Below are 23184 nucleotides of genomic sequence, written 5' to 3' on the forward strand. Positions count from 1 at the left end.
ATCCCGTTGCCGGCAGGGTCGCCGGTCATGCCTTGAGTGCGGCGGTCAGTTGCGGCAGCACGGTGAACAGGTCGCCCACCAGGCCATAGTCGGCCACCCCGAAGATCGGCGCATCGGCATCGGTATTGATGGCGACGATGACCTTGGCATCCTTCATCCCGGCCAGGTGCTGGATGGCGCCAGAGATGCCGACGGCGATATAGAGGTCCGGGGCGACAATCTTGCCGGTCTGGCCCACCTGCAGATCGCTGGCCACATAGCCGGCGTCGACGGCAGCACGGCTGGCGCCGACGGCCGCGCCCAGGACATCGGCCAGGGGCAGAATGAGCTCGTCGAACTTGGCCGCCGATCCGAGCGCCCTGCCCCCGGACACCACGATGCGCGCGCCCTGCAGTTCGGGGCGCTCGCTCTGGGAGAGATTGTTTGCCACAAAGCGTGAGAGAACCACCCCCGAGGTGGGCGAGACGGTCTCCACGACGGCCGCTCCGCCGCTCCCCGTCGCGGCAAAGGCCGCCGTGCGGACGGTTACCACCTTCTTGGCATCGAGTGCCTGCACTGTCTGGATAGCATTGCCGGCATAGATGGGGCGTTTGAAGGTGTCGGGGCTGACAACCGCGATGATCTCGGAAACCTGCATGACGTCGAGCAGCGCGGCCACACGCGGCATGGCGCCCTTGCCGACGCTGCTGGCGGCGGCGATGAAGGTGTCGTAGCCGTCCGCCAGGGCAAGGATAATTTCGGCCAGGGCCTCGGGCATGCGATGCTCAAGGGCATCGCTTTCAGCCAGGATGACCTTGCTCACACCCAGAAGCCCGGCAGCGGCCGTTGCCACCGATGCGGCACCCTTGCCCGCCACCAGGATGTGAATATCCGTGCCGATCTGGGTGGCGGCCGTCAGCACCTTGGCTGTCTGCTCGGACAGAGAGACATTGTCGTGTTCGGCAATAACAAGAATAGTCATGGTTTTCGCTCCCGGGGCCTGCTCAGAGAATGCCCGCTTGGTTCTTCAGCTTGTCGACCAGCTCGGCGACATCCTTGACCTTGATGCCAGCCAGACGGACGGCCGGCTCTTCGGTGCGGATCACCCGCAGCCGCCCCCGGATCTCGACGCCATAATCGGCAGCACTCTTGTCTTCGATGGTCTTCTTCTTGGCCTTCATGATGTTGGGCAGGCTGGCATAGCGTGGGGTATTGAGCCGCAGGTCGGTGGTCACCACGGCCGGTAGCGCGACAGCGACCGTCTGCAGTCCGCCATCGATCTCGCGGACGACCGTGACCTGCCGGTCGCCCAGTTCGATGGCGGAGGCGAAGGTGCCCTGCCCCCAGCCCAGCAGCGCCGCCAGCATCTGCCCCGTCTGGTTGGCATCATCGTCGATGGCCTGCTTGCCCAGAACGACCAGTTCGGCGCCTTCGGCGGCCACCACGGCCGCGAGCAGCTTGGCAACGTCGAGCGGCTCCACGACCGCGTCGGTCTTGATCAGAATGCCGCGATCGGCGCCCATGGCCAGCGCCGAGCGGATGGTTTCCTGGGCCTGGGCGGGCCCCACAGACACGATGATGATCTCATCGGCCTTGCCGGCCTCCTTGAGACGAATGGCCTCCTCGACGGCAATCTCGTCAAAGGGGTTCATCGACATCTTGACGTTGGCGAGATCGACGCCCGAGCCGTCCGCCTTGACGCGGATCTTGACATTGTAGTCAACGACCCGCTTGACCGGCACCAGAATTTTCATTTGTCCTCCAAACTTCTACAGATAGCTGCGGATTTCGGTCTTCGCGCCGGCCTGAGCTCGACCAGGGCGCCCCGGGCATCGTCGGCGTCGGGCCATCGGGACAGGCTGGCCTGCGCCGCCGACCTCGGGCCTTGCCGGGCTCAGGCAGGCTGCACGCCGGTTTCAAAAGCGCCGGTGAGCGTCATGTGGGCCACAAGCTCATCATCCTGGTTGTGCGCGTGGATGCGCATGGAGATGAACCCAAGATGCGGCTTGGTTCGTGAGGGCCGGACGTCAACAATCTCCATATCCATGCGCAGAACGTCGTCGGCATAGACGGGCTTGGCCCATATGAGCTTGTCGACACCGCCGCCGGCGAGACCCTTGATCGCCGTGCGTTCGTAAAACGGCCCCACCAGCAGGTTCATCACGGCGGCGGTATGCCACCCGCTGGCAGCCAGCCTGTCGAAGACGGCATGGTCTGCAGCGGCCGCGTCGCCCAGATGAAAGGGCTGAGGATCAAATCGTTGAGCAAAGGCAATGAGCTCTTCACGGGCCATTGTGTGCTCTCCCAGAACAAACCTGTCCCCGACCTTCACGCTGGCGAAGGTCAGGTGCGGATAGTGCCTGGTATCCGGCTTGGAATTGCTGGTCATAAATCCTCCCATTGGTGTGCCGGCAAACGGACCTGGGGTCCTTGCCGGCGGCTGCAGGCTCCTCTCGGCCTTGCGCAGCAAGCGGTCAGGCTGCCGAAATTCCTCCGTTGAGCGACACAACCTGGCCGGTCAGACGCGCTGCGGCCGGGGACACGAGATAGGCCACCAGCTCGGCTATCTCGGCCGCATCGGGCAGCCCGAGAGCCGCCTTTTCGGTGGCCTTGGCAAAGATCTTGGCGGCAAAAGGGGATGCCAGAATTCGCTGTTCAGAGCCCGTTCCGGTGACCAGCGAGGGCGTGACCACATTGACGCGGATCCCGTCGCGCTTGGCCTCCATGGCCAGTGTCCGCGAGAACATGGCGATCGCGGCCATGGCGGCGCCGATGACGGCTTCACCGGGCGTGGCAACCTTGGCCGCGTCGGAGGCGACGCTGACGATCGCCCCACCGCCCCGCGCCTTCATCCCGGCCAGCACGGCCTTGGCCAGATACAGCGGCGGGAGTGCGATCCCGCTCAATCCGCGCTCGATGTCACGCATCTCCAGATTGCCGACAAGGCCCAGCATCGTCTCGGCGGTCGTCGCCGAGACAGCAATGTCCACGGCGCCGAAGGCCGCCTGCGCGGCTGCGACACCGGCAGCGACCGAGGCGCCATCGGTAGCGTCACAGGCGATGAAGCGGATGTCGGCCGGCCCGCGCAGGGCCTCTATGGCCGCCTGGCCGCGCTCGGCATTTCTGGCGGCCAGCATGATCCGGCGCACGCCCTTGTCCTGAAGGACGCGTGCAACGGCAAGGCCAATCCCGGATGTGCCGCCAAGCACGAAGGCGGACGCCTCATCAAACGCCACTACGCGGGGGCTGGTTTCGCTCATCTTGCCTCTCAGTACTCAAATTCGCTCGTGTCGATGGGTCAAATCTAGCACTCCGAAAAAACTCACACAACACCTATTGTCTAATTCAATACGTGTCGTATGATTAGCGTAACGTCGACCTTGAGTAGGCGGCCCTGGAGGGGGATACATGGCGGGAGAGAAAGCTGAGCAGGCAGCCGACAGATTGTCGGGTGCCGCTAGACGCGGCCCTGTGGGCAAACTTGATGTCGTTCCATTGGGCGCCATCGATCCTGCTGCGGCATGTTCCGTGCAGCGAGATGACCCCGGCGGCGAGCCGGTGCGGATCGGACCAGAGGGCCGGGATCTGCGCCCGTTTGAGGGGCCTGTCGGCGCCACCTGGGCCGCTGCGAACCCCGGTATCCGCTCATGAAGGCGCGCGGCGCTGGTGACCTGGCGTCCGGCATCGTGCCGGCACCATCTGTGCCGCGCGTTCCGGCCCCAGGCTGCGCGGGTCAGGAAGATCCATCCGCACACTTGGCCTGCTGGGATGGTCTGCCGACCGTTTGGCGTCGGGGCCCGAGACATCACGAGGACGCTTGAAATGGTGACGCTGACGAATAGCCCGGCCATTGCCGCCGCTGCAGAGATCAAGCCCGGTCGCTATCCGGACCTGAGCAATGCGCAGCTCTATCTGCAGGTGATCGAACAGCTGCTGGCGGACTGGAACTTGAAGCTGGGGGACATCGACGGCGTTCTCGCGGCGCCGCTGGATATGGCGACGCCGTCGCCGAAGATCTTCACCCATGAAATGCTGGCCGAGGAACTGGGGCTGACCCCGCGCCTGGGCCTGACCATGTCGGCCGGCGGCGCCACCTATGGATATATGGTGCAATACGCAGCGCTGGCTATCGCGGCAGGAAAGGCCGAGGCGGTGCTGTGCGTCGGCGCGGGCAAATTCGCCAAGATGAGCCCAGATGTGGCCGAAACCCTGATCAAATCGGTCTGCGACCCGGAGTTTGAGTTTCCTTATGGTCCGGTGATTGCCGGGCTCTACGCACAATATGCCGCGCGCTACATGCACGAGTTCGGCGTCACCGCGCAGGATATGGCGGCCGTGTCAGTCTCGAGCCGCAAATGGGCCAAGCTGAACCCTGCCGCACTGACCTATGCCAAGCCCGACATCAGCGTCGCCGATGTGCTGGCATCGCGCATGATCGCCTCGCCCTTCCACTATCTGGACTGCTCAATCCCCTGTGAAGGTGGCGGCGCCGTGCTGGTCACCAGCGGGGAAGTGGCGCGCCGGATATCGGCCCAGCCCGCCTATATCCTGGGCATGGGCGAGTTCCATGGCCATGGCTATGTCAGCCGCAACCGGAACCTCGTTGACTGCGGCGCAGCCCGCTCGGGCGCGGACGCCTTCCGCCAGGCCGGCCTCGCGCCGGCGGACATCGACCATGTCCAGATCTACGACGCGTTCTCAATCAATCCGCTGATGTTCCTGGAAGATCTGGGCTTTGCAGCCAGGGGCAAGGCGGCGGAGCTGTTCCACTCCGGCCGCACCGCACCGGGCGGCGATTTTGCCGTCAATACCTATGGCGGCCTGATCGGCTACGGCCACGGCGGCGATGCCTCGGGGATGTCGATGATCGTTGAGGGCGCACTTCAGGTGATGGGTCGCGCCGACGGCCGACAGGTCTCAGCCGACCGCGCGCTCGTCCACAGCTACGGAGGGATGATGGCTGAACACTCAACCTTGATCCTGGGAAGGAGCGCCTGATGCCTGGACGTCCCGTTCCTCAGGTGACCGATGCCACAAGGCCCTATTGGGAGGCTGCTCGCGAGAGCAGGCTTTCGCTGCCCAAATGCGGGGCCTGTGGCGATGTGTTCTTTCCGCCAAGGCAGAAATGTCCGGCCTGTCGCTCGGACCAGATCGCCTGGATAACCGCCAGCGGCGAGGCAGAGATCGTCTCGTTCTCGGCGGTCCACATGCAGCCCTTTGAAGGCTATGCCGACCATTTCCCCTATGTGCTCGCCATCGTGCGCCTGGCCGAAGGCCCGCAGCTGATGACCAACATCGTCGACTGCGATGTCGATGCGCTGCGCATCGGCGACGGCGTCAGCGTCTGTTTCGAGGCGCGCGGCGATGGGGCCCGTATTCCGCAATTTCGGCCCGGCCGGGCCATCAATTCAAACCAGAATGGAGACGTCTCTTGAACATGCAAGCCACGATGACCGCCGATGGCATCCCATCGCTGCCCCTGGAACCGACAGTGGAGGAGCGCGCCATTCGCGAGTCGGTGTCCGCGATCGCCTCGAAATATGGTCCTGACTATTGGGCGGAGAAGGTCAAGGCCAAGGCGCCGATGAGCGAACTGCTGCGCGAACTGGGCGATGCCGGGTTCCTTGGCATCCATCTGCCGGAGGAATATGGCGGCGGCGGCATGGGCATTTTCGAGCTCTCCATGGTGATGGAAGAGACCGCGCGGCAGGGCTGCCCGATTGCCGGGCTGGTGTTCTCGTCGGGCATCGGCGCGCCGATCATCGCACAACACGGCACCGAGGAGCAGAAGAAGGCCTGGGTTCCCGATCTGGCGACCGGAAAGCAGCTGTTTTCCTTTGCCATTACCGAGCCGGACGCGGGCTCAAATACGCATAATATCAAGACCACGGCCGTCAAGAACGGCAATAAATGGGTCATCAACGGCCAGAAATACTGGACGACGGGCCTTGATCTTGCTGACAAGGTCCTGATCGTCGCGCGCACCGGCACCGATGAGAAGACTGGCCGCGGGCTCCTCTCCCTCTTCCTTGCCGACGCGGATTCGCCCGGCATCAACAAGACGGTCATTCCGTCCTTCATGCATATCCCCGAGCAGTCCTTTCAGGTCTTCTTCGACAATCTCGAAGTGCCGGAAGACCGGCTGATCGGCGGCCTGCACAAGGGCCTGCATACGGTGTTCACCGGGCTGAACCCCGAACGCATTGTCGCGGCCACCAATATCATGGGCATTGCGCGCTATGCGCTGGACAAGGCGGCCAATTATGCCCGCGACCGGTCGGTGTGGGGCAAGCCCATCGGGACCCACCAGGGGGTCGCGCACCCGCTGGCCAAGGCCAAGATCGAGCTCGAGCTCGCCGCGCTCATGGCGCGCAAAGCCGCGCTCATGCATGACCATGGGCTGCCTGCCGGCGACTTTTCCAACATGGCCAAATTTGCGGCCGGCGAGGCCGCGCTGCACTGCATGGACGCCGCCATCGGCACACACGGGGGCAATGCTGTCGCCATGGAGTACAAGCTGATGCCCTATTGGCCCATGGTGCGCATGACCAAGAATGGCCCGGTCTCACCCGAGATGATCCTCAACTACGTCGCGCAGACCATGCTTGGCCTGCCGCGTTCCTACTAACAATAATAAGAGGGGGGAACGAAATGGGGGGAGTCATGTGGAGGCATGATGGTCAGAGGACGCTGCTGGATCTTCTGGCAGACGCTCTGGAGAAATCGCCGAACAAGGTCTTTGTGGATTTTGCCGGCGACAAATTCACCTACGCCACCGTTGAACGGGATTCCAACCGGCTCGCGCATGGCTTGCGCGGGCTGGGGGTGAACAAAGGCGACCGGGTTATCGGCATACTCGATAACACCATCAACTTTGTGCTGACCTGGTTTGCCGTCAACAAGCTCGGCGCCATCTTTGTGCCGATGAATACGCAACTGAAGGGGGAGTTTCTGCGCCACCAGATCCATGATGCGTCAGCGTCGGTGATCATCGCCGAAAACCACTATTGCGACCATATCTTTGCGATTGAACATGCATTGTCGGATGTGCATTCGCTGGTGACGCCCAAGCGGCAGGAGCCAGGCATGAGCTTGCTGCACCTGCATACCATCGACGCGCTCATGCTGGATGATTCAGCGCCGCTCGGCGTCGAAGTCTCGCCAAGGGATGCGTCCGTGATCATCTACACCTCTGGAACGACAGGCCCCTCCAAGGGGTGCGTTCTGCCGCATAACTCGGTGTACAATGGCGGCAAGGCCAATGCCTGGATGGCGCTGCAGGGGCCGGACGACATTCTCTGGACCCCTGCCCCGCTGTTCCATATCGCTGCCGGTGTGGCGGGCCTGATTGGCACGCTCGGCATCGCCGGCACGATGTCGATCTACCCCCGGTTCACGCCGAATGGCTTTTGGGAGGAAATCGAACGCAGCCAAGCCACCCATATCCTGATGCTGAGCGTCATGCTGACAATCATTCCGCAGATGCCCGAGACCGAGGCTGAGAAACGGTGCCGCGGGCAGGTCAAGGTGCTGTTCGGGACACCGCTGCCGGAGACGCTGGTGGAAACCTGGCGGCGCCGCTACGGGATCAAGCTGGTGGCTTCGCCGGCCTATGGTTCATCGGAGTGTTTTCCCATCACCTGCTTTCCGGTGGACCAGCCCGGTCCGGACGGATCGTCTGGCAAGTGCGCGCCCGATGTCGATGTGCGCATCTTCGACGACAATGGCGACGAATGTCCTGTTGGCGTCATCGGCGAGGTGTGGGTGCGGCCGCTCAAGCCGGACGTCATGTTCAAGGGCTACTGGTCCCGCGCCGAGGCGACGCTGGAAGCCTTTGACGAGATGTGGTTCCACACCGGCGACATCGGCAAGTTCGACGAAGATGGCCGCTTCTATTTCATCGATCGCAAGAAGGACTGCCTGCGTTACGGCGGCGAGAACATCTCCAGTTTCGAGCTCGAGAATGCCTTCATGGGTCATGAAGACGTCGCAGAGGTGGTTGTCCACGCCGTGAAATCGGATGCGGCGGAAGACGAGATCAAGGCAACGATCGTGCTCAAGCCGGGCGCCAAGGTCACCGAAGAGGCGATCTGCCGCTGGTCAATCGACCGGGTGCCCAGCTTTGCCGTCCCGCGCTACATCGAGTTTCGCGAGTTCATCGAACGCACCGGCAGCGGCCGCGCCCAGAAGTTCAAGCTCAGGGAGCAGGGCGTGACGCCAAACACGTGGGATCGCAAGCTCTCCGACATCCAGATCAAAAGGATCAGGCCCAATGTCAAACAACTCGGCAATTGAAGAGCGCCTGAAGAGCCAAATCGCGCCCTTCGTGGCACGGGCCGAACTGCCGGTTGATCGCGGCGCCATTCGGCGCTGGTGTTCGGCGATCGGCCTGGACTACCAGCCTTACCTCGACCCGCAAAGGGTCGAGGCACCGATGGCAATGCTGCATTTCTGGACCGTTTGGGAGACGACCCGCAGCCCGATGTCGGTGAACCAGCGCCTGCGGTCCGAACTGACGGCGGCGGGGTATCCGGCCATCGTCGCCACCAATTACGAGCTCGAGCAGTTTCGGGCTGCCCGGATCGGCGACATGCTTACCACCCGCATCCGGCTGGAGGACATTTCGGAGGAGAAGCAGACGCCGCTCGGCGTCGGCTACTTCGCCACCGAACTGCATGAGTTCGTGAACGCGGACGGCGGCCTGCTCGGACAACTGCGCATCCGCTGCCTGTTCTTCCGGCCCGGCGCGCCGCCGTCCCCCCGGCCCAAGAGCACAGGGGCTACGCCCCCCACAATGGCGACCGCGCGCCCGGTGGACACGCTTGCGCCGCTCGACATTGCGGTCAACGCAACAACGGTGATCGCGGGCGCCCTGGCGTTCAACGATTTCGAACTGGTCCATCATGATCGGGATCTCGCCCGGTCGCAGGGCTTGCCAGATATCATCATGAACAGCGCGACCAGCCTTGGGCTGGTCTATCGCTACCTGACCGAGACCGCAGCGCCCGACCAGCAGTTGACCCGCATCGCCATGAAACTGGGCACGCCCTGCGTGCCTGGCGACAGGCTCTCGTTCTCCGGACACCAGGGCGCGGACCGGGCGCTCGACATTCGGGCGATGACCGGCCGCGGGGAGCATCTCAGGGCGACCGCAAGTTTTGCCAGCGCTGCAGCATCGGGCGAGAGGGCCCCGTCGGCGTCCAAGCCGGAGGCGTGATGGCGCATGCAGGGTCAGACCCTTCGGTCACGCTGGTCACCCGGCTGGGAGAACTCGATGTCTATCGGGTCGAGCATCCACCTGCGCGCTGGGGCATGGTGGCCAATGCCTATATCCTGAGGCATGGGGCAGCCTGGGCGGTGATCGACTGCGGCTGGCCCGGCCCCGCCGGCGCGCAGGTGTGGGACGATTGCGTGACGGGCCTGGGCCTGGGCTGGTCTGCCCTGAGGTCAGTGTGGATCACCCACGCCCATCCCGATCACCTGGGGCAGGCCCGGCATCTTTTCGAGCGGTCTGGCTGCGTTCCGGCCATGCACCCCGAAGCGCTGTCGGAGTTCCAGTTTGCGCGAGGCCTGGTATCGGCGGGCGGCGAGAGCGCATTCGCCGCCCAGTTCAGGCGCATGGGCTTAGCATTTGCCGAGGGCGCGACCTTTCCCAATCCCTTTGGCAGTCATAGCCGGATCGCCGTGCCGCCGGACTTTCGTCCGCTCGTTGCAGGCGAACCGCTCTGCTTTGCCGGCGAGACATTCCAGGCGATCCTCACCCCGGGTCATTGCCACGGCCACATCTGCATCTGGCATGCAGGGACAAGGACGCTTTTTGCTGGCGACACCGTCATTTCCAACGGCTTTCCGCCCATTGTCGTCATGCCGGGCACCTCCGACAATCCGATGGGCGACTATCTGGCAACGCTCGGGCGGTTGCGCGCGCTCGAGGCCAAGCTCTGCCTCAGCGGACACGGCGCGCCTTTGCCGACGCCGAACGCGCGCCTGGACGAGACCGTCGCTTACCACAGCGCACAGATGGACAGGATCGCCGGGATCCTGTCGGCGGGGCCGCTGACCGCGACAGCGATCGCCGCAGCCCTGCGGCATCGCAATATTCCTCTCACCGCTCTGTCCAACCTCGGAAAAGTCCAGGTTCACTCCGAGATATTGGCCTATCTGCACTATCTGGTTGCAGAGGGGAAAATCGTCGCCGATCAGAGCGATGCATCCGGCGCCCTTCAGTATTGCCGATGCTGATGAGATGGCCTATCCAAAAGTCAGCCCAGAACGCGATGAGTAGAGTTCTTGTCCTCAGACAGCCCACTTTATGACGCTGCCCCAACGACCTCGATCCGCGAGGCGCAAAAAGAGCTGACGCGCCAGCGGATCATTGATGCAGCGTTTGTGCTATTCCAGCAGCTGGGGTTTCGCAGCACGACCATCGACAAGATCGTCAAGCGGGCCCATGTGAACCGGACGACCTTCTACCTGCACTTCAAGGACAAGATCGACGTGGCCATCGCCATCGGGCGGCGGCAAGCGCCCGGCTTTGTTGCCGAATTCGATCGCCTGATCTCGCTCAAGCCGGCGTCGCGGGCCGCGGTGCAGCAATGGGTCAAGGAGTTCCTCACCCTGAGCGGAAAAGAGGACCTCAAGCTCGTCAATTATGTGCTCAGCGAAGCGACATTGGCGGAGCCGACATTCGCGGTGGAGTATAGCACCTTCCTGAAAAGGCTGGGAAAGCGCCTGATCCGCCAGTCTGTCGGAAGCCTATCGGTCGAGGCCAAGGACCACCGAGCCGCTGAGTTCATTTCAGCCGCCATCCTGATGAACAAATACACCACCCATACAAGCCTGCAGGATGTCGCGTTCTTCGGGCCGGGGTTCGAGGACGTCATCGCCGGGATGCTACTGAGGGCCCTCTTCACCCCGGAAGCTTGAGGGTCCAGACCTGGTCTCGCATGGGGCCAACAAGACGCCCTGCACTCGCGGCACATCTTCAGGCAAAGGCCAGTCTTCTCCCCAGCTAATCGTCGCTCCGAGCCTGGCGGGGGTGTCCGTATTGGAGAACCTGCGCTGGCCTGTTGAACGTCCAGAATGGGGCGCCTTTCGGCCTAGTTGTCGTCGCCAAGATGATTCCTGATGGCGGACTATCGACTCTGTCTAGACGTTTCCCGGATCAGCTAACGCGTCGGGCTGTGGCCACCTCTTCGGTAGCCTCAGAGGTCGTCACATGCCTCTGATCGCAACCCAGCCATGGCCTTGAGGCCAAAGCCATAGACATTGGTCTGGTCCAACATGCCACCGCAAGCGCGATAGAACGCGTTTGCCTCAGCATTGCCGTTGAAGGTCTTGACCGTCAGGAAGCGGTAGCCGCGGCCTTGCGCAACGTGCGCCATGGTCCGCATGAGCGCACGCCCTATGCCTTTGCGACGGACATCAGGACGCACGTAGAGGTCCACGATTTCCAGCAGGCTCTTTCCGTACTGCATGGTGTACCCAACGGTCCAAAGCGCGTAGCCGGCAGGCATTTGATCAACATGCGCGATCGATCCAAAGAGGAGAGGGTGCGAGGAGAACATCACCTCGGCAAGATCGCTTGCACTCACGTCCGGGACAGGATCGCCCTCGTGCAGGCTGAGTTCACCGGCCATGACCACAATATCATCGAGATCGGCGGGGGTAATGCTGGCTATGGAAGACGTCATGGAATCCCGCCAAAAAACTGCGTCGTACCAGGAACGGTCCGCGGGCTTTAGCCACTAATCAATGCGAGCGAATGACGTCGCGGATCGGCGCGTCAGTACGAAAGCGGTGCTCCGGGCAACCCTCGTACTGCCCCGTGCTCGCAACGACAGCCTGTCATGCTTATTTTCAAAGGAATATGGTGGGCCCACCAGGACTCGAACCTGGAACCAGACCGTTATGAGCGGGCAGAGTTCTGCCGAAAGCCCAGCAAAACTGGGATTTTCTGTTCTTCTAGAAAAGCACCGTTCACAAATGTTCTGGGTGTTTTAGTGGAGATAAGGTGGAGATACCCCTTCCACTATTAATTGCCGCAAGGCGGCTTCGACAAGCTTTGGAAATGCGTTAATTCGAGCTTGTCAGCCTAATAGCGAATCTAGTTATCCACCCGAATGGTCACAAATCACTTCACTTGCTCACCCTTACTCGAACCAGAGAAACTTGCAAAAGATTGGGTCGAGTGGGTTTCCCAATGGGATTGGGACCTGTTTGTAACGCTAACGTTCAATCAGGCACCAGCAAGCTCCCCTAGAAGGCTAGATGCCCAGATTATCAACTCGAAAGCCAAGCTGAAGGCCTGGGACGCTCGGCTTCAAAGTACCTTGATTGGCAGAGACTGGGCGAAGAGCCACGACTATCGGATGTACTGTTGCTACATCTTGGAGAAGCCCAGGGTGAACCTTCATTGGCATGGACTGGTGAAGTTCTTCAATGCCCATGGCGTGGAGCACCAAAGGCAAGTGGACACTTTCATGAAGCGCGCTGATCCAGTCTGGAGACGTCTGGTTCCGTCTGGAAACGTCGATATTAAGTCCGTGTTCGACGAAACAGGTGCGGCACGCTATGCTAGCAAGTCCCTGACAGATGTGCTAAATTATGATCATTGGGTGCCGCCGGACAGTTTTTGGCGGCCCTGATCTCAGGAACCGCGACGTCGTGTCTGAACCGACATGATGCTATTGCCCGCGAAGCGGGGATAGCTAGTAGCCTGCGCCAGAGCGAACCGCCAGAATGCAGTGGGCCCATCCCGCTGTAGTTGTTCCCTATGAAAATTGCACACACAAGAAGGGACGCCTCAGGCGTCCGCAAGGGCGAAGCCCGCGCAGCCCTTAGGGTAGCGCAAACCTACGTATGATCAATCAGACCCTATATCTCGTCGCTATATGACACTCATCAGCAACATAGATGAGTGCATCAGATTGGCTAAGCGACCATTCGAAGATACTGCGTTAGTGAAATTCCTCCAGAAACGCATCCTTGAGCTCCAAAAAGACAAGTCACAGGCTGAAATCGCAATAGAAGCCGGCTTCATCAATCCTTCAATGCTGGCGCTGGTAAAGAACGGCTCGGCAAGACTGCCACTCGATCGCGTTCCGGCTCTGGCCGCAGCGCTCAGCGTGGATCCGCGCAGACTACTGCTAATGGCGTTGCAACAGTCTGCTGAAGATGCTGCGATGAGGGCCTTTGAAGCCGTCATCGGAACGGTTGTAACTCGGAACGAACTTGCCTGGCTAGAGGAGATCAGGGCTGCTTCATCAAACTCAGATCCGGCAGTGACCACCAGGTCGCGCTCAGCCCTCAGAGCTATCTTCGGTCGCTAGTTTTACCGCTGCTGGAGTTGCAGTGTAAACTTCACCGCAAACGCTCTTGCGTTGGAGCTTACACCCCCCGGACAAAACGGGCTACAATGACACGCGATAGATGCGCACACCGGCGAGCACCGCATCGAATTTTGCGGTGATGGCTCCAAGCTTTTACCTTTGCGCTCATTTTCTGACCCAATTTTCGCTTTTTTCGGAATTGGTCGGCACGTTGCGTAGAGGCAAAGGCATGCTTCGGCTCGACCGGAAACCTCTTTAGGAGCTCACTGGCGTGTGCGGGCTAACTCAGCGCACATTCTCTCAAAAAGTATACAAACTCTTGCCAGCAAGCGCCCCTGTCGACCCCAGACATATACAAGCCTGGCGTGACTCGAATACTTGTCAGCAGACTGCCGTTGGAGACCCCGGCTGGACGAACCGCGAAGAGAATGACGGCTCACGTTGAGCCGGATTTGGCCGAGTTCATCTCGTGCCAGTGCATTGGAGGTGTGAAAGCAGAGATAGTGCCGGAGAGGGTCATATGGACGGAACAGGCGCGTCGTTCAAACCTTCCACACGGCGCCAGGGCTACTCGTAACCGGCACTTTCACCGGGGCTTTGCTGGTTCTGCTACCGGCGACGCCATGCCCAAGCTCCAACTCTGCTGGCAAAGCCCTCGAAACAATCCTACTCAACTGTCCGGAAGCCATGCCGTAGTTCGGTCTCTCGTCCTCGCATTCCAACCGGGCCGAAACTTAATATGCCGGAACAAATTTGGTGCCTTGGTCGCGCAAATGCGACCCTGTGAAAACGCTCGAGTTTCGTACTTGCCGGAGAGAGCGATGAGGACGGGATGCAAATTCCGTTTTTCCTAATAAGATATATCTTCAAGATTATATATATTAGGAAACGAGGACGGGATTTCGCTCACTCCGGTTCAACCTCAAGCGCGAGCTTCATATAAAATTACAACACATGTTGTGATTATGTATAAGGAGCTCCGGTTCGATCGCGATTTCCCAAGGTTTGACTCGGCTAGGTATGGCTACGTCCCGCCGACGCGGCATCCAGGCGGACAGGTCGGTCTGCGGGCGACCGCCGATACAACTCGAAGTCCTAGAAGGGCCTGTCATTGGAAGGCATTGCCGCCCCCTCCCCGGCTCAAATTGGCAACCTATCCTCCGGGTCACTTCTGAAAGTCGCTTCAACGGGCAAAGTCCAATCGACGATTTTGCTAGAGCCGAGCGGTTGACGACTGCGTTCAATTCAAGGTGACGATCAAATGCCTATAACAATGCGCGGGGCGCTCCAGGGCTGAGTTTGCTAACTATTTCCTCAAGTCTGCACTTGTCCCAAGAACCACCCTCCAGCAGGTGCCTTGAACGACGTCGGCGGCGACAGTGCGAGGGGATTGCGTGCTCTTATAGGCGTGCTATCTGCGCCATCGCCGTAGCGGAGTTGGGATTCTGACGCCGCGCGTCTATGTGCGTCAGCCGCGAGAAAGACCTATGCACTATGTCGCCTACTACTTCATGTACGTGAGGCGAAGGCCGCAATCAAAAGAAGAAATTAATGAAACACTGAAACATCAGTATCTTCTATTTCTGACTTTCAACAAATTACACAAAATTGCACCAATCAAGTCTTTTTACTCCATACTAACAAACCGCGATAGGCATTTCGCCGAGACGGAGGAATTCAGGAACGCCGTCGCTTTTTCACTGGCGAATGAAGTCGCGTTAGTTGTAGCTGATCTTCAGACACTACTTGAAAGGACGCACCCGGACAGAATTGATGATGCGATACACAAGTTGTTCAGCTCCGGTGTGACGATCAAGAACGCAGCGACCGGCGGGGAAGTGGGATATGAGATCCGCTCCATATTCGCGGCAAATGCCACGGCTCGAGGCAAGCAAATCCGCAATTCGATCAGAAAGGGCCTACTAAACGCAGAAACCCAAACGCCACCTCTTCGCAATCAGCGTAAGGCCGCGGCAGGGGCTCGTCGCGCCGCCGACAAGCGTGCCGAGAGGCTAAGAGAGACTGTCGCAGACATCAAGGCCTCACTTGGCCTTAAGGATCCAGTCTCGCCAACGCGCCTTGCAAGCGAACTCAACAGCCGAAACATACCCACTCCGCAGGGAAAAATATGGACTGCTGCTGGGGCCAAAAACCTCCTCATCCGCCTCGGCGGAGAGTCATTGTCCCCCTGAATGGCCGGAGGTCGATGGAGCCAACACTCCGCACCGCGAGCGTGCAATTGCGCTGGCCGCAAAGATATCCTGGCCCAGAATTGGCGTGGGGCCCTCGCCCAAGGGTGGTGACCATGCGGCATAAACATCCGCATTATCCGGACCTGCATCATCGCCATGGGCATAGTCACGGATAAGCAACGGCAATCAGCGGCAACAACGCATGCCTGTGGGAGTTTGCAGCCTGACCTCAACGGAGGAGCTCGGATCGACTGCTGCAACGCCATCACATCGAGGCCGTCCGGGTTGAACGTCCCTATTTGGCGGATGTGATCATGAGGTCGGCGAAATATCCCACCGTGCCTGCCTCGATCCAAAGCCCGATACCTCCGCGTTGCGCTGGTCCAAGTTTCAAATCGGTCACTACGAAAACAGGCTGCTTGGATCCGTTGACGAAGAGCCGAACAGCCGAGCCAGCTATTTCCAGCCGCAGTTTGATCCAATCATCCATTGGAATATCGACGTAGGTCTCATACTTGCCAGGCTCTTCGGTTCGAAGCCGGGGGAATGTGTACTCTGGATAGGCGACATACTGCACGGATCGGTTTCGGCGCAACTGATCGTCAACGCGGCTATTTGTCGGACGAAGATAAATACTCTCGAAGCGCTGCTGCTCGTCGATGCGGAAGGCTATCCCTATGAAGCCTCTCGCATATGGAGGGGCATCGTCCGCCAGCACGCTGGCTACCGAAAGCTCGATAACACCGTCGGAGAAATCGACGTCACGCGACCAGGCCATGAAGTCTCGGTCGATTAACGTCTCGCGGGACGGGTCTTGGTTTGCTGAAACGGGTAGTGTTAGCTCAATGGCATCACGACCTTTGTAGGTCGCCTGACGAAGCGCCACGGTGTTCAGAATGAAGTTGTCCAACATGTCTGCGCCCTCCAGTGTTCCTGTTATGCGCTAGGCCATGTGCCTACGGTGCGCAACAACAACGTCTGCACGGTTAGCGCTCTGGCGATAGGGTAAGCAACCAGCCCTACGTGTCGCCTCATGATAATTCACATACGGAAACTGGTCCGCGCTCCGCCCGCAGCCTAAACGCGGATTGCGGCTCCCTTCGGTGACACCTTGAGCCAGAGTATCGCTGCAGCCGCCGTGGCAAGCCATGGCAGAAGCCACATGTTCAGGGCCTGCCAGCCAATGGTGTTCTGCAGAACGCCGGCGCTGAGCGACGATGCCAGACCCACCAGGAAGATGGTGAGGTCATTGGCAGCCTGCGCCTTGCCTTTCTCGGCAGTCGTGTAGGTCCGGGTCAGCAGGTTGGTGCCGCCGATATAGAGGAAGTTCCAGCCGACACCCAGGAGGATCAGGGCCGCCGTGAAGGAATAAAAGCCGGTGCCGGACAGGCTGAAGAGCACATGGCCGGTCAGCAGCAAGATACCGGCCAGCATGACCTGCAGAACGCCGAAACGGGCGATGAGGGAACCGGTGAAGAATGAGGGGAGAAACATGCCCAGCACATGCAGCTGGATCACGGTCGAGGTGGCCACCAAGTCGTGCTGGTGGTGCACCATGGCTAATGGTGTTGCCGTCATGGCAAGGATCATGATGCCATAGCCGGTGACGGCGCCGAAGAGCGCGACGAGATAGGTCGGCTGCAGCACGATTTCACGGAGGGACCGTACTGCGGCCCGCTCATCGGCGGTGTCTACGCTCTGCGGGACGTTCACGCCAAGCAGCACGCCAATGGCTAGAGCCGAAGCACCCGACAGGAACAGGAAGGACGCCGTGTACATGGGCTGCATGAGATCGCCGCCCCACCGCGCCAGGAGCGGCCCGACGAGTGCGGCCACCACCCCACCGGCAAGCACCAGGGAGATGGCACGCGGCCTGAAGCGGTCATCAGCGACTTCTCCGGCTGCGAACCGATAGAATTGGGCGAAGCCCTGGTAGCACCCCGCCAAGAAGGTGCCCACGCAGAGCAGGGTGATAGACGAGGTCATCATCCCGCCTGCAGCCACCAGGCCGCCCAAGGTACCCAAGCTGGCTCCAGTGACGAAGCCGATCTTGCGACCAACGCGTGTCATCCACATCGAAGCGGGAACCGTCGATACCGCTGTACCTAGAAACATGGCCGCGATCGGTGCGGTCGCCCATTCCGGCGATGGGGCCAGTAGGGCTCCGGCCAGGCCGCCAATGGTCATCACCAAGACTGAAACGATCTGGAACAGCGCCTGCGCCGTCGCCAGCAGGAAGACTTGTCGGTGCATGGGCTGCATGGTTACTTCTTCTCTGTTCGGAGTGGTTATGACGCTACGGCATTGCCGGCTGCCGCCCATTCAGGCATTCCGTCTTCAAGGCGCCGGGCCCTGAAGCCTTGTAGGCGAAGGCGCGACACCGCTTCAAAGGACATGACGCAATAGGCTCCACGGCAATAGGCGACAATGTCCCTTGAGGGGTCGAGTGTGGACAGGCGGGCGTCGAGCTCGGCAAGCGGTACGTTCACCGCGCCGGGCACATGGCCGAGAGCGAATTCGTCGGCGGGGCGGACGTCGAGCACGGTGACCATTCCGTCGCGCAGGCGGCCAGACAGCTCCTCGCGGGTGATCGGCTCAAGGCTATCACGCTGCTCGAAGTAGCCTCGGACGATTTTGTTCACTTCGGCCAGGTTATTCTCTGCCACCCGCTGGATTGCCTGAATGGCCATGAGGACACTGGCGTCGGCCAGCCTATAGACGACGTACTTGCCCTGGCGCTCCGCTGCGACCAGCCCGGCGCGGCGCATGGTCTGCAAATGCTGCGAGACATTGGCGATGGGCGAGCCGAGCTTTTCTGCCAGCAGATCGACGCTGCGCGGCCCCTGGCCCAGTTGCTCGATCAGCTCAAGCCGTTGCGGGTGGCCCAGCGTCTTGGCGACCAGGGCGAACTGCTCGAACAGGGCCAGCTTGGGTGAAGGACTTGACATCGGAACATCGCTCGATCATTCAATGGAATTATTGAATATAACAAATTGGGCCGGCTCGCAAGGGTTGGTCTTATCGGAGTTCCATCATGATCCTGCGTCAGTTCCTGCATTTCGACCCCGTAGGTGCGTCCTACCTCCTGGGCTGTGGCGGCAAGGCATCTGCGGCTGTAGTCGATCCCATTGGGCCTGTTGAACCCTATCTCGAAGCTGCTGCCGCCACCGGGATGAAGATACTCTATGTGATCGACACGCATATCCATGCGGACCATATCTCGTCGGGGCGTGCCCTGGCAGCAGCGAGCGGCGCCAAGTACACCCTGTTTGCGGGCGCCAAGGCGAATTTCGAGTTTCATGACGTGAGTGACGGCAGCATTCTTGAGCTGGGCAATGTCCTGCTCTCCGTTATGCATACGCCAGGCCATACACCTGAACACATCTCGCTCCTGGTCACCGATCGGAGCCGGGCCGAGGAGCCGTGGTTCGTGCTGACCGGCCATACGTTGATGGTGGGCGACATGGGGCGAACCGAACTTGCCAGCAGCGCCGAGGATGGTGCCAGGGCGCTGTTTGCCAGCGTTGAACGTCTCAAGGCACTGCCTGACCATATCGAAGTGCTGCCTGGCGCCTTTTCCGGCTCTGTGTGTGGCCGCAGCCTCAGCGGCAAGCCCTCCTCGACAATCGGGTTCGAGAAGCGCTTCAACAAGGCATTCCGCATTGCCGACGTGGACGAGTTCGTGGCGAAAATGGTCGCTGACATCCCGCCACCACCGCCGGAAGCAGCTGGCAATCGTGCCCGCAATGCCGGGCTGGAAATCGTCGCATGAGCGATGGTGCCGCGTTTTCAGGTGACAATGTGGGCACGCTCACGCGGGGCATTCGGGAGAACCTGACGCAGTTCGTCCATCAGCTGCTCCAGGTCATGCTGGTGGGCTTTGCCCTGGGCATGATGCGGACCGTCGTACCGGCCCTGGCCGAAGCCGAGTTCGGCGTGGCCCGTGGCTCCTTCATCCTCCTGACGGCCTTTATTGTCGCTTTCGGCATGGTCAAGGGTGTGCTGAATTTCGTTGCCGGTCGGCTGTCCGAGCGAATTGGACGGAAACGCGTGATGCTGCTCGGCTGGATCGCGGCCCTGCCTGTCCCGTTCATGATCTATTTCGCCCCCGACTGGAACTGGATCGTCGCGGAAACCGTGCTGCTGGGGATCAATCAGGGCCTAGCCTGGTCGATGACCCAGACCTCCAAGCTAGACATCACCCGGGCTGACCAGCGAGGGCTGACCATCGGCCTCAATGAATTTGCCGGTTATGTCGGCGTGGCGGTGGCGGGCATTGTCACAGGCTACGTTGCAACGGGACTTGGCGCCAGGCTGGGGCTGCTGATCTTTGGGCTCGCCGTCGTGATCACTGCGCTGGTGCTGACCCTGGTCTGGGTTCGCGATACACTGCCATGGGCCAAGGCAGAGGCGGCCACCCATGCCACTGCCAAAACCAGCGCCTATCGTCCGCGCTATCCCCGCAACATCTCCGACAGCCCCACGACCTGGGAGGTGTTCACGCTGATGTCCTGGCGCGACCGGCGCATGGCCGCGATCAGCCAAGCGGGGCTGGTCGAGAAGTTTGTCGATGCGTTGGTCTGGGTCATCTTTCCCGTGTTCCTGTTCCAGAAGGGCATGGACCTCGCCTCCATCGGCTGGATTGTTGGCGCATATGGCTTCACTTGGGGCGGTTCACAGCTCTTCACCGGGCGACTTTCCGATCACGTCGGCCGGCATTGGCCCAATGTGCTTGGCATGTGGATTTCGGGTTTCGGCGTCGCCATGGTGGTGATGGGCACTGGCGTTTGGTGGTGGGCCGCGTCGGCCGCCATTTCCGGTTTCGGCATGGCGCTGCTCTATCCCAATCTGTCGGCAGCCGTGGCCGACATCGCCCCGCCCAGCTGGCGCGGCTCAGCCATTGGTATCTATCGGTTCTGGCGTGACCTTGGATATGGCATTGGTGCGCTCGGGCTTGGCCTGGTTGCCCATTTCAGCGGCGCTCTCGAGGCTACCTTCTGGTTCGTGGCGCTTTCGATGATGGTGTCAGGCTTGGTTTTGTGGGTATTTGGCGAAGAGACCCATCCACGGCTGAACCCGGAAGATCAGGCTTAACACGGGTGCTCATACCGTGGCCCGTGGGGACCTCACCGGATGGCGCTTTCAGGCATTGAGAATGCCACGCACTAGGACCGTAATGGGATCGGCATCCGACAGTCGGCAACGCGCCCCATTCCGGCCGCTCGGGTAGCTTTGGCGATTTCCCGAAAGCTGCCGTCCCTCAAAGGTGCGGCAGACGGCTCAAATGGGGTGGGTTGCGGAATGACAGGTATCAAGCAGGCGTGTCAGCTAAACGCCAGAAGGTGACATTCCCTGTAGTCTGTTCTTGACGATCAGCGGCCGCTCAAAGTCGTCGTTGTCTACAACGATGTCGGCCAGTTGCTCGGGCTGCACCTCTTGGAGATAGATTCGCTGTCCTGGGATGTACTTCGTTCGGTACCTTTGCACGACTGCATCTGCCGAACCGAAAATGTGACAGTCTCTGATCTGCACCCTCTGGAGGGTCGTCTCAAAATCGGCACGCACATAGACCTTGAGGTCGAGCAACGGCAAGACAGGGCAGTCGAACAGGAACACCCCCTCGACGACCACCATCGTATCCGCTGATATCACGGCGCGGCGATCGACCGGCGCATCGGCGTCTATACTCCACACAGCCGTGGCAATGCTGACGGGGAACTCCCTCGCCTGGGCTATTGGAGAAAGCGCTTTATCGGCCAAGGCAGCGAGGTTTATCGCGTCGTAGCGAAAGCCTTCCGGCGATAGTGCGCCCCGTCGCGCTCGGATGCTCCTTGGATAGTGAAAGTCATCCACGCTGATGAGGCAAACCGGGAACTCTCTAGCTGCCAGGTCGGCTGCGAGAGCCCGGGCCAGGGTTGTTTTGCCACTTCCATCTACACCGTTGATGCCCAGCACCATAGGTCGGCCCGGAAGCCTTGTGGTGAGCATCGCGCTGGCCAGATGACTGACAACGTTCATGGTCTTCAATATGAAGCCGCTCCTTGCGCATATCAATGACAAAGGTGCCAAGTCAGGAAAGGCCGCTTTGGGCGGAAGCGGCCGCTACCGGTGTGAAGCGCCAACGACCGCAATGGGGTCGGCAGCCGACGGGCTGGGACTCGCCCCATATCGGCCGTGTACTAGCCTAAGACAAATTCCCAAAAGCTGCCGTCCAGCGTGGCCACTTACGCGTCGACCTGAGCGCGCCAAGCAAGGTCGAGCCCGAGCTTGGATTTCGCGTGCGCAACAGACTCTGGCGGCGCTGACCCGTGTAAGCAGGCGGACTCTTTCCGAGCCCGCCTGTCTTGCAATTGCCGTCGCAGCCAGTCGGCAATCGCGCGACCGATTGCCTCGGGAGGCTGCTGGAAGTTCTGTTCCTGCCTGAAGAAGCTGGCTCTATAGTGCCTAGGTTAGGTTGGGGGCTGCTCATAGGCCAGCAACTGCATGTCGCAACCCTGGTCACGCACGGGCACCAAGGCCTGGTAGTCAACGGACGCAAGCCAAGTCTCCACTGACTGCATGTCGGGGAACTCGATCACAGCTGTGCCATGGGAGTCGGCCGAGCCCACCAGCGCTCTAGCAAACGTGCCTCTCAAAGCAATCCGACCGCCGTGGGACATGATGGTGGATGCTGCTGCTTGGGCATACTGCTGATACTTCACGGGGTCCTTCACCACCGTTCGTGAGACTAGAAATACGGTCATATGAGGCTCTCTCTGTTGACGTCGCCCGTTTTGGACACCATTGTATAAAACGAGACTGGGCGTTTTGTCCATCTCTGTACAAAAAGATTGGAAGAGATGGTGGCGCGACCTTCCGGCTTCGACCGTGCAACGGCCGTCCAGACTGCGATGCAGGAGATTTGGCGAAACGGCTATGAGAAGAACTCGGTGCTTGCCGTGTCCGAAAAGCTAAGCATCACCCGTTCCAGTTTCTACAATGCATTCGGATCGCGGGAGGCGTTGTTCCGAGAGGTGCTGGACGCGTACTTCTCTCAATCGCCAGACCGTCCCCTTCATGACGAAGTCGCGAGCGGCCAGGTGCTGCAATTGTTGACCGAGACATGCCGCGCCGTATGTGCGGTAAGGGCGGATGATCCTGAGGGACGGGGATGCCTGGCGGTGAACTGTGTCAGCGAACTGGCCGGAACTCATGCCGAACTGGGCCCCCTACTTCAGGAAGCCATCCTTCGGAGCGCCCATCGGCTAGAGGTACTGCTCACTCTTGCAGTGGAGGGTGGAGAGTTGCCCGAGACCTTCGATGTCCATGGAACAGCGCTGGCGCTGCAGAACCTGCTGATCGGAATTAACGTCTTTTCCAAGGTGGTCCGACGCTATGACGAGCTTTGGCTCACAGCGAGCACAACACTCCGCGGACTTGGAATTTTCCAGGAGGACCGCAATGCCTCGGCTTGAGAAGGTCATCTGCTTGCTGCCGAAGAGGATGTCGGTGTCCTAGCGACGACGAACAATGCCCGTCCTTCGTGCCTGCCACCAAGTGGTAGCGACCTGAAAACCAATCCTGCCGAGGCCGCATGAGCCCGTCCGTGCTAAAGTGATTGACCGGAGGGCCGAGCCAAACCGGGCCCAGGGTGCACGAGTGTGGTGAGTTGCTCTGATCGGGTCCGACAGTCGTCCGATGTC

Annotated in this window: 21 protein-coding genes; 12 read left to right on the top strand and 9 right to left on the bottom strand. The window is 60.6% G+C overall.

The annotated features are described in order from the left end of the window. Positions 1-25 precede the first annotated feature (25 nt). From E8M79_RS15050 to E8M79_RS15065, 4 genes are all read right to left on the bottom strand, one after another. Entirely contained in the window at positions 26-961 is a 936-nt protein-coding gene (locus E8M79_RS15050; RefSeq protein WP_137152675.1) for an electron transfer flavoprotein subunit alpha/FixB family protein, read from the bottom strand. A 22-nt stretch (positions 962-983) separates the two neighbouring features. Then, positions 984-1733: an electron transfer flavoprotein subunit beta/FixA family protein gene (locus E8M79_RS15055; RefSeq protein WP_137152676.1), complete on the bottom strand. Its 750-nt coding sequence runs from the start codon at positions 1731-1733 to the stop codon at positions 984-986. A 140-nt stretch (positions 1734-1873) separates the two neighbouring features. After that, positions 1874-2368, bottom strand: coding sequence for a MaoC/PaaZ C-terminal domain-containing protein (locus tag E8M79_RS15060; RefSeq protein WP_171015882.1), 495 nt, complete (start codon positions 2366-2368; stop codon positions 1874-1876). Positions 2369-2453: 85 nt separating this feature from the next. After that, positions 2454-3239 carry an SDR family oxidoreductase gene (locus tag E8M79_RS15065; protein WP_137152678.1) on the bottom strand — a complete coding sequence of 262 codons (786 nt, stop codon included), beginning with the start codon at positions 3237-3239 and terminating at the stop codon, positions 2454-2456. 562 nt (positions 3240-3801) lie between these two features. Between E8M79_RS15065 and E8M79_RS15070 the strand changes: the two genes are divergently transcribed. Genes E8M79_RS15070 through E8M79_RS15100 form a run of 7 tightly spaced genes read left to right on the top strand, consistent with a single transcriptional unit; the run spans position 3802 to position 10905 of the window. After that, positions 3802-4977, top strand: a complete 1176-nt coding sequence (locus tag E8M79_RS15070; RefSeq protein WP_137152679.1) for a thiolase family protein — start codon at positions 3802-3804, stop codon at positions 4975-4977. Next, positions 4977-5414: a Zn-ribbon domain-containing OB-fold protein gene (locus tag E8M79_RS15075; RefSeq protein WP_137152680.1), complete on the top strand. Its 438-nt coding sequence runs from the start codon at positions 4977-4979 to the stop codon at positions 5412-5414. Before E8M79_RS15070 ends, E8M79_RS15075 begins: the two co-directional genes overlap by 1 nt. A 2-nt stretch (positions 5415-5416) precedes the next feature. Next, a complete protein-coding gene (locus E8M79_RS15080; protein WP_248305070.1) occupies positions 5417-6607 on the top strand; it encodes an acyl-CoA dehydrogenase family protein in 1191 nt (396 codons plus the stop codon). Between the two features lie 23 nt (positions 6608-6630). Beyond that, a complete protein-coding gene (locus E8M79_RS15085; protein WP_137152681.1) occupies positions 6631-8274 on the top strand; it encodes an AMP-binding protein in 1644 nt (547 codons plus the stop codon). Next, complete coding sequence (locus tag E8M79_RS15090) at positions 8252-9196, top strand: MaoC family dehydratase N-terminal domain-containing protein (RefSeq protein ID WP_137152682.1); 945 nt, start codon at positions 8252-8254, stop codon at positions 9194-9196. Before E8M79_RS15085 ends, E8M79_RS15090 begins: the two co-directional genes overlap by 23 nt. Then, complete coding sequence (locus E8M79_RS15095; protein ID WP_137152683.1) at positions 9196-10221, top strand: MBL fold metallo-hydrolase; 1026 nt, start codon at positions 9196-9198, stop codon at positions 10219-10221. The genes E8M79_RS15090 and E8M79_RS15095 overlap by 1 nt, the downstream gene beginning before the upstream one ends. A gap of 48 nt (positions 10222-10269) precedes the next feature. Continuing rightward, the gene (locus E8M79_RS15100) at positions 10270-10905 is read left to right on the top strand and encodes a TetR/AcrR family transcriptional regulator (protein ID WP_137152684.1); all 636 of its coding nucleotides are present in this window, start codon (positions 10270-10272) and stop codon (positions 10903-10905) included. Between the two features lie 278 nt (positions 10906-11183). Here the strand turns inward: E8M79_RS15100 and E8M79_RS15105 are convergent, their stop codons facing one another. Continuing rightward, positions 11184-11672, bottom strand: a complete 489-nt coding sequence (locus E8M79_RS15105; RefSeq protein WP_137152685.1) for a GNAT family N-acetyltransferase — start codon at positions 11670-11672, stop codon at positions 11184-11186. Between the two features lie 1269 nt (positions 11673-12941). Here E8M79_RS15105 and E8M79_RS15110 point away from each other — a divergent pair. Together E8M79_RS15110 and E8M79_RS15115 are read left to right on the top strand one after the other, a co-directional pair. Continuing rightward, entirely contained in the window at positions 12942-13310 is a 369-nt protein-coding gene (locus E8M79_RS15110; protein ID WP_248305010.1) for an XRE family transcriptional regulator, read from the top strand. A 1487-nt stretch (positions 13311-14797) separates the two neighbouring features. After that, a complete protein-coding gene (locus tag E8M79_RS15115) occupies positions 14798-15502 on the top strand; it encodes a hypothetical protein (protein WP_137152686.1) in 705 nt (234 codons plus the stop codon). A 295-nt stretch (positions 15503-15797) separates the two neighbouring features. Here E8M79_RS15115 and E8M79_RS15120 read toward each other — a convergent pair whose 3' ends face one another. The 3 genes from E8M79_RS15120 to E8M79_RS15130 form a co-directional block, all read right to left on the bottom strand. Further along, complete coding sequence (locus E8M79_RS15120) at positions 15798-16415, bottom strand: hypothetical protein (RefSeq protein WP_137152687.1); 618 nt, start codon at positions 16413-16415, stop codon at positions 15798-15800. 164 nt (positions 16416-16579) lie between these two features. Next, complete coding sequence (locus tag E8M79_RS15125; protein ID WP_248305011.1) at positions 16580-17764, bottom strand: MFS transporter; 1185 nt, start codon at positions 17762-17764, stop codon at positions 16580-16582. A 26-nt stretch (positions 17765-17790) separates the two neighbouring features. Further along, a complete protein-coding gene (locus tag E8M79_RS15130; RefSeq protein ID WP_137152688.1) occupies positions 17791-18450 on the bottom strand; it encodes a metalloregulator ArsR/SmtB family transcription factor in 660 nt (219 codons plus the stop codon). Between the two features lie 86 nt (positions 18451-18536). Between E8M79_RS15130 and E8M79_RS15135 the strand changes: the two genes are divergently transcribed. Further along, positions 18537-19274 carry an MBL fold metallo-hydrolase gene (locus E8M79_RS15135; RefSeq protein ID WP_137152689.1) on the top strand — a complete coding sequence of 246 codons (738 nt, stop codon included), beginning with the start codon at positions 18537-18539 and terminating at the stop codon, positions 19272-19274. After that, positions 19271-20596 (top strand): MFS transporter, encoded by a 1326-nt coding sequence (locus E8M79_RS15140; RefSeq protein WP_137152690.1) that lies wholly within the window; start codon positions 19271-19273, stop codon positions 20594-20596. The genes E8M79_RS15135 and E8M79_RS15140 overlap by 4 nt, the downstream gene beginning before the upstream one ends. Before the next feature lie 234 nt (positions 20597-20830). On the opposite strand, the gene E8M79_RS15145 is transcribed toward E8M79_RS15140, so the two are convergent. After that, entirely contained in the window at positions 20831-21520 is a 690-nt protein-coding gene (locus E8M79_RS15145; protein ID WP_248305071.1) for a hypothetical protein, read from the bottom strand. A gap of 821 nt (positions 21521-22341) precedes the next feature. On the opposite strand from E8M79_RS15145, the gene E8M79_RS15155 reads away from it, so the two are divergent. Further along, positions 22342-22956: a TetR/AcrR family transcriptional regulator gene (locus E8M79_RS15155; RefSeq protein ID WP_248305072.1), complete on the top strand. Its 615-nt coding sequence runs from the start codon at positions 22342-22344 to the stop codon at positions 22954-22956. Positions 22957-23184: the final 228 nt, after the last annotated feature.

The organism is Devosia sp. FKR38, assembly GCF_005222805.1.
GTDB lineage: Bacteria > Pseudomonadota > Alphaproteobacteria > Rhizobiales > Devosiaceae > Devosia.

Excerpts from the sequence above, each read along its gene's own strand:
- E8M79_RS15120 (WP_137152687.1), bottom strand. The coding sequence starts at position 16,415 with ATGTTGGACAACTTCATTCTGAACACCGTGGCGCTTCGTCAGGCGACC.
- E8M79_RS15085 (WP_137152681.1), top strand. The coding sequence starts at position 6,631 with ATGGGGGGAGTCATGTGGAGGCATGATGGTCAGAGGACGCTGCTGGAT.
- E8M79_RS15060 (WP_171015882.1), bottom strand. The coding sequence starts at position 2,368 with ATGACCAGCAATTCCAAGCCGGATACCAGGCACTATCCGCACCTGACC.
- E8M79_RS15105 (WP_137152685.1), bottom strand. The coding sequence starts at position 11,672 with ATGACGTCTTCCATAGCCAGCATTACCCCCGCCGATCTCGATGATATT.
- E8M79_RS15050 (WP_137152675.1), bottom strand. The coding sequence starts at position 961 with ATGACTATTCTTGTTATTGCCGAACACGACAATGTCTCTCTGTCCGAG.
- E8M79_RS15130 (WP_137152688.1), bottom strand. The coding sequence starts at position 18,450 with ATGTCAAGTCCTTCACCCAAGCTGGCCCTGTTCGAGCAGTTCGCCCTG.
- E8M79_RS15125 (WP_248305011.1), bottom strand. The coding sequence starts at position 17,764 with ATGCAGCCCATGCACCGACAAGTCTTCCTGCTGGCGACGGCGCAGGCG.
- E8M79_RS15055 (WP_137152676.1), bottom strand. The coding sequence starts at position 1,733 with ATGAAAATTCTGGTGCCGGTCAAGCGGGTCGTTGACTACAATGTCAAG.
- E8M79_RS15145 (WP_248305071.1), bottom strand. The coding sequence starts at position 21,520 with ATGAACGTTGTCAGTCATCTGGCCAGCGCGATGCTCACCACAAGGCTT.
- E8M79_RS15115 (WP_137152686.1), top strand. The coding sequence starts at position 14,798 with ATGCACTATGTCGCCTACTACTTCATGTACGTGAGGCGAAGGCCGCAA.
- E8M79_RS15155 (WP_248305072.1), top strand. The coding sequence starts at position 22,342 with ATGGTGGCGCGACCTTCCGGCTTCGACCGTGCAACGGCCGTCCAGACT.
- E8M79_RS15135 (WP_137152689.1), top strand. The coding sequence starts at position 18,537 with ATGATCCTGCGTCAGTTCCTGCATTTCGACCCCGTAGGTGCGTCCTAC.
- E8M79_RS15090 (WP_137152682.1), top strand. The coding sequence starts at position 8,252 with ATGTCAAACAACTCGGCAATTGAAGAGCGCCTGAAGAGCCAAATCGCG.
- E8M79_RS15075 (WP_137152680.1), top strand. The coding sequence starts at position 4,977 with ATGCCTGGACGTCCCGTTCCTCAGGTGACCGATGCCACAAGGCCCTAT.
- E8M79_RS15065 (WP_137152678.1), bottom strand. The coding sequence starts at position 3,239 with ATGAGCGAAACCAGCCCCCGCGTAGTGGCGTTTGATGAGGCGTCCGCC.
- E8M79_RS15080 (WP_248305070.1), top strand. The coding sequence starts at position 5,417 with ATGCAAGCCACGATGACCGCCGATGGCATCCCATCGCTGCCCCTGGAA.
- E8M79_RS15140 (WP_137152690.1), top strand. The coding sequence starts at position 19,271 with ATGAGCGATGGTGCCGCGTTTTCAGGTGACAATGTGGGCACGCTCACG.
- E8M79_RS15095 (WP_137152683.1), top strand. The coding sequence starts at position 9,196 with ATGGCGCATGCAGGGTCAGACCCTTCGGTCACGCTGGTCACCCGGCTG.
- E8M79_RS15070 (WP_137152679.1), top strand. The coding sequence starts at position 3,802 with ATGGTGACGCTGACGAATAGCCCGGCCATTGCCGCCGCTGCAGAGATC.